We start from the raw sequence: 5682 nt of genomic DNA on the forward strand, positions 1-5682 counted from the left end.
AGAACATGATTTTTGTCCCAGTCCCTTTTTAACACCCTCGGTACTGTTTTAATAAAGCAATGACTTGATCCCCGGCCGGTCAGCGAACACGTCCAGGAAGCGGTCCAAGTTTTCTGGCTTGGCCGTTTCTAACCACAGGTTCAGCTTGACCTCCTGCTTCTCTGGATCCCGCTTCATCTCCAGATTGGCAATGACAATATCCAGTTTCCGCAAGGCCGCGCGCAGGGCCTTGATCTCCGCTTCGTTCTGGTCCATCACGATGGTCACATGGGTCGTGTCCACGTGGGGCAGGAACGGCAGCTTCTGGGAGTGCAGGACGATCTGAATGAGCAGAACGATGGCGGTGGTGGCGATACCGACGACATACAGCTTGGCCCCCACGGCCATCCCGACAGCGGCGGTAGCCCACAGGCCGGCGGCAGTCGTCAGCCCGTTCACCCCAGTCCGCCGCACCAGAATCGTACCGGCACCCAAGAAGCCGATACCGGTGACGATCTGGGCCGCGATTCGGGACGGATCCAACGTGATGCCATTGAGCCGCATCACGTCGAAGAACCCGTACTTCGACACGATCATGACCAGGGCCGAGCCGACGGCGACGATCATGTGGGTCCGAATACCCGCTTCCTTGAGCCTGTTGGTGCGTTCATAACCAATGGCAAACCCGCAGAGACTCGCCACGAGCAGCCGCAGGATCAATTCCAATTGTTGCGTATAGTTCATCGTGCGATTCTCCGTTTCTTGTTTACTTTCCTTTCCATCTTAGTCCACCGTTGTCCACAGTTCAAAGTGACTTATCCCCTGGAACTGTGGATAAGTTTTTAGCCGCCGCCCACATCTGGGGGCGAACATAGCAATGCCCACTATATCTGCCTGAGCCCAAACTGAGCCAATTATTTTTTAGGCCCACTTTCCACACCGTAAAAAATGTTCGATTCAGTTTTTAATCAACGTTCCACACCGCTTGAGCCCGTATGTTTCACAGGATCTCGAACGAATGTTTTCCACAGTTTGCACCGACTTATCCACACTGGGGATAACTTTCTCGACACCCCGCAAATCCAAGTTGTACACACAATCCACAGACTTATCCACAGGCTGACCAATCCACTATCCACTACACTTGTCGGGCTTGACATTACTATTCCTTAACATTTACGAGATTTTTACACGATTGATTCGGTATAAACGAACGTTCGCTCTTCAATCGTCCAAATACGCCCTTGTCCCACGAATAACCCGTATGTTTCACGCCGTGAAGCACAAAAAAATTCCCAGAATACACTGCCGTGTCTGGCGGCACATTCTGGGAAATATTTCCCAAGAAATGGTTTTCCTGGGGATAACTTGGGTGCTTACTGGCCGATATGATCAAATTTCAAGAGGTCATAGTCCACCGCGTTGGTCGCTTGGATGGCCTGGTCCGTCTTCTGCTGGGCGGTGCTGAGGGCCTTGTTGATATCCCCGCCGGCATAGATCTGCTGCATGGCCACCGTAATGAACTGGGCGGCTTGATTCAGGTTGGCGTAGAACGGACCGGCCGTGGCGGCGTTGTTCTTGGCGGCTTGCAGCTGGGCTACGGGCACCAGCAGCCCTGGATTCTGGGTGATGGCTTTCTTCAAGACGGGTTCCTTGAGGGCGTTCTTATTCACCGCGATATAACCGGTGGCGGCTTGCCAAGCGGCCTGCTCCTTCGGTGAAATGGCAAACTTGGCGAATTCCCAGGCGCCCTGGCGCACGGCCGCCGGCTTGTCCTTGGTGATCCAGAAACTGGCGCCGCCGATGGCCACCCCATTAGCCGGCACCCCATCGGGATGGGGCATGAAGGTCACCCCGAACTTAAACTTCGCCGACTTGGCAATCGTCCCCATGGCCGCCGAGCTCTGCATGAACATACCCAGCTTGCCGGAGACGAAGCCGGCCATCTGGTTGGCTGAAGCCCCGGAACCGGTGCCGTAGTTTTGGAAGGACCCATCCTTGATCATCCCCTGGACCCAGGTGAAGACCCGGCGCATCTCGGGGGTGTTGACGTTGGCCTTGGTCGCTACCGCCGTGCGGCCGTTGCCGTTATTCACCAGCTCACCGCCCTGGTTGGCCACCAGCTCGTCGGCCAGCCAGTCATAGATCTGCATGGTGAAGCCCTTGACGTTGTCGCCGGAACGCTGGGTCAAGAGCTTGGCCGCGTTGGCAATCTGGCTGTACGTGGGCGACTGCGGCAGCAGCGGTACCTTGTATTTCTTAAAGAGGTCTTGGTTGTAGTAGAGCACGGCCGCCGACGAGTTGAACGGAATCGAGAGCAGCTGGCCCTTGATGGTGTAGGCATTCAAGACGTTGGTATAAATCTGGCTGAGGTCGTACCCGTCCTTATCGATAAATTCTTGGGCCGGGACATAATTGTTGATGCCCAACGTCGTCGCCCCGTTCCCCTGGTCGATTTGAATCAGGGCCGGTGACACGTTGCTGTGCAAGGTGTTGATATACTTCGATTGGGTCAAAGAGTACGAGCCTTCGTAGACTGACTCCACCCAATACTTCTTCTGGCTCTTGTTGAAGCGGGCCACCATGGCTTCCAGCGTCTTGCCGTTGGGGCCGTTGATGGCGTGCCAAAACGGGACCACGATGCGGCCGCTGGGTGCGCCCACCGTGTGGCTAGGTGCCCATTGGTGCACGGCCGTGTTGCCAATGATGAAGACGACCACGGTGGCGGCCAGGGCAATGACCCATTTCATCCACTTTTTCATCCTTTGACACCTCCCGCATTGAGCCCTTTACGGAAGTACCGCTGGCCAATAATCAGAATGAGCAGCGTCGGCAGCAGGACCATGATGGCCGTGGCCATGATCACGCCCCAGTTATTGAACGTATCCTCCGACTGGAGCTGCTTCAACCCCACCTGGGTGGGCCGGTGCGCGTCCGAGAAGGTCGTGATCAACGGCCACAGATACGCGTTCCAGTGGGTCAAGAACGTGTACAGCACGAAGGTGATGATCGTGCTCCGGGTGTACGGCAGGACGATGCGGGTGAGAAATTGGAGCCGGCCCAGTCCAATCAGGTCGCTGTACTCTTTCAATTCCCGGGGGACTTGCAAAAAGGCTTGGCGCAGCATGAACACACCGAAGGCCGACGTGAAGAAAGGAATCGTCAACCCGGGATAAGAATCCAGCCAGCCCAGCGCCCGGACCGTTTGGAAGTTGGGAATGATCTGCGCTTCAAACGGCAGCATCATCGTAATCAGGAAGGCAAAGAAGATGCCGTTCTTGAAGCGGAACTGGAGAAAGGCGAAGGCGTACGCCGCCAATGTACAAAAGATGAGCTGCCCGACCATGATCAGACTGCTGATGACCAGCGAATTCCACATATAGAGGACCACTGGTGTCGTTTGGATGGCAGCGACGTAGTTATTCAGCGAAATATTCAACGAGTTGAAGTGCCCCGCCACGATGTCCGTGGTCGGCAGCAGGCTGGCCCAGATCCCCAACAGCAGCGGGGCCATCACCAACAGCGCGATGAGGATCAAGAGCACATAATGAATCGTCCGTTTGGCGTATTTCATTGGTAATACACCTTTCTTTCTGTATAACGGAACTGGATCCAGGTGGCCACGGCGATGATCACCGTGAGCACGATGGCTTCCGCGCTGGCGATGCCGATGTTCCGGTAGTTGAAGGCGTCTTGATAGACCTTGTAGGCAATGAAGTTGGTGGTGTTATCCGGGCCGCCGCCGGTGATCAAGTCGATCTGGGTGAAGGTCTTGAAGGCGCCAATGACCTCCACCACGATCAGGAAGAACAGCGTCGGACTGACCATCGGGATGGTGATCTTCCACGTCTGCCGCCAACTGGACCAGCCGGCTAAGCTGGCCACGTCGTAGTAGTCCTGGGGTACCGACTGCAAGGCCCCCAAGAGGTTGAGAAAGGCGAAGCCGCTGCCCATCCAAATACTGGAGAGGATGACGGCAATCATCGCCCCGGTGGGATCCGTCAAAATATTGACGTTGCCAAAGCCAAGCTGCTTAAGACCAATGCTGATCAGGCCCACCGACGGGTTGAAGAGGAAGATCCAGAGAATCGACGCCGCAGCCGCGGAGACACCCATGGTGGAGGCAAAGGCGGTGCGGAAGAACCCGGCCCCGCGGATCCGCGCCGTCGCCAGGCGGGCCAGCAACAGGGCTAGGAGAATGACACCAACGCTGTCGCACGCCACAAAAATAAACGTGTTCGTCAGACTCTTGAAGAACAGCGGGTCAGAAAAGATGGTGACATAATTGCCAAAACCGACAAACTTCGCGGCCGCTCCCGTCAGGTTGGTCGCAAATAAACTGTTGAATACCGTCATGACCATCGGGTAATACGTGAACACCGTCATGATCACCAGCGACGGCAACAGGAACCAGAAGGCACTGCGCCACCAGGGATGGCGCTTAGCCGGCGTGGGTGTAGCGGTCGCCGGAACCGCCGTTTCGTTATGCGATACCATCGGTCACACCCGCTTTCTCAGCAGCACTGGTCACGGCCAAGCCGGTATCCGGGGCGAAGAAATGCAAGTCGGCGGCCGCCGTGGGGAACGTGACGAAGGCCTTCGCGGCATCTTCCGGGAACTGCTCGGCGATGTCCGCGATGAACTCCACGTCGCTGTTCTTCACGGCGACGTTGCTCGCCCGGCCCAGGCTGGCGACGTTGACCACCGTGACGGGCACATCGTACTCACTGGCAGACGCCAGGGACAACCGTACTTTCTCCGGCCGCACGCCCAGCTGATAGGTCCCGGAAGGAATCCCCGCCGGCAGCGGAATCAGCGCCGGCCGGCCGTCTTCGTCCACCATCGGCAGCGTAATCGTCTTGGCTGCCGCGTCCACCGTGACTGTGAACATGTTCATCTTCGGCGACCCGATGAAGGTGGCGACGAACGCGTTCTGGGGGTGGTTGTACAGCTCCAGAGGCGTGCCCACCTGTTGGATGCGGTGGTCGTTGAGGACCATGATGCGCTCCCCCATGGTCATCGCCTCGGTCTGGTCGTGGGTGACGTAGATCAGCGTCATCTTCAGCGCCTTATGCAGCTCCACCAGCTCCTCGCGCATCTCGGTCCGCAGCTGGGCATCCAGGTTAGACAGCGGTTCGTCCATCAGCACCAGGTTAGCCTGGGTAGCGATCGCCCGGGCCACCGCCACCCGCTGCTGCTGGCCGCCAGAGAGTTCCTTGGGCTTTCTATCGGCTAAGTCAGAAAGGTGGACCATCTGCAACGCGTCGGCCACCCGGGCGTCTTCGTCAGCTGTGCTCAGGTGCAGGTTGTGCAGGCCGAAGCGGATGTTCTCGGCCACGGACATGAAGGGCAGGAGCGCGTAGTTCTGGAAGACCATCGCCAGGTGGCGGTCCTTGGGCGCGGCGTCGGTGACCTTCTTGTCGTCAAAATAGATGTCGCCGCTAGTGGCGGGAATGAGGCCGGCGATGATGCGCAGGATGGTACTCTTCCCGGATCCGGACGGGCCAACGAGGACGTAGAATTCGCCTTCGTTGATCGTGGCGGTGATGTCGTCGAGCACTGGGGTGTCACCGAAGTGCTTGGTTAAGTGGGTCAATTGAATGGCCATTGTGATTCCCCCTCGTAAAGGGCTGTGACAAAAATGTACCGGACGCCGTGCCAAAGCTCCGCAAGCTCCGGCAAAACGGGCTGGAACGTGGTGGG

At 57.4% G+C, this 5682-nt stretch carries 5 protein-coding genes; all 5 read right to left on the bottom strand.

Features of this window, described 5'->3' with window-relative positions; translation table 11 throughout:
• Positions 1-48 precede the first annotated feature (48 nt).
• A complete protein-coding gene (locus L248_RS03690) occupies positions 49-723 on the bottom strand; it encodes an MgtC/SapB family protein (RefSeq protein ID WP_022528730.1) in 675 nt (224 codons plus the stop codon).
• Positions 724-1355: 632 nt separating this feature from the next.
• Complete coding sequence (locus tag L248_RS03695; RefSeq protein WP_022528731.1) at positions 1356-2741, bottom strand: ABC transporter substrate-binding protein; 1386 nt, start codon at positions 2739-2741, stop codon at positions 1356-1358.
• A complete protein-coding gene (locus L248_RS03700) occupies positions 2738-3553 on the bottom strand; it encodes a carbohydrate ABC transporter permease (RefSeq protein ID WP_022528732.1) in 816 nt (271 codons plus the stop codon). Before L248_RS03700 ends, L248_RS03695 begins: the two co-directional genes overlap by 4 nt.
• Complete coding sequence (locus tag L248_RS03705; RefSeq protein WP_022528733.1) at positions 3550-4476, bottom strand: carbohydrate ABC transporter permease; 927 nt, start codon at positions 4474-4476, stop codon at positions 3550-3552. The genes L248_RS03700 and L248_RS03705 overlap by 4 nt, the downstream gene beginning before the upstream one ends.
• Positions 4463-5587 carry an ABC transporter ATP-binding protein gene (locus L248_RS03710; RefSeq protein ID WP_022528734.1) on the bottom strand — a complete coding sequence of 375 codons (1125 nt, stop codon included), beginning with the start codon at positions 5585-5587 and terminating at the stop codon, positions 4463-4465. The genes L248_RS03705 and L248_RS03710 overlap by 14 nt, the downstream gene beginning before the upstream one ends.
• Positions 5588-5682: the final 95 nt, after the last annotated feature.

The organism is Schleiferilactobacillus shenzhenensis LY-73, from assembly GCF_000469325.1.
GTDB lineage: Bacteria > Bacillota > Bacilli > Lactobacillales > Lactobacillaceae > Schleiferilactobacillus > Schleiferilactobacillus shenzhenensis.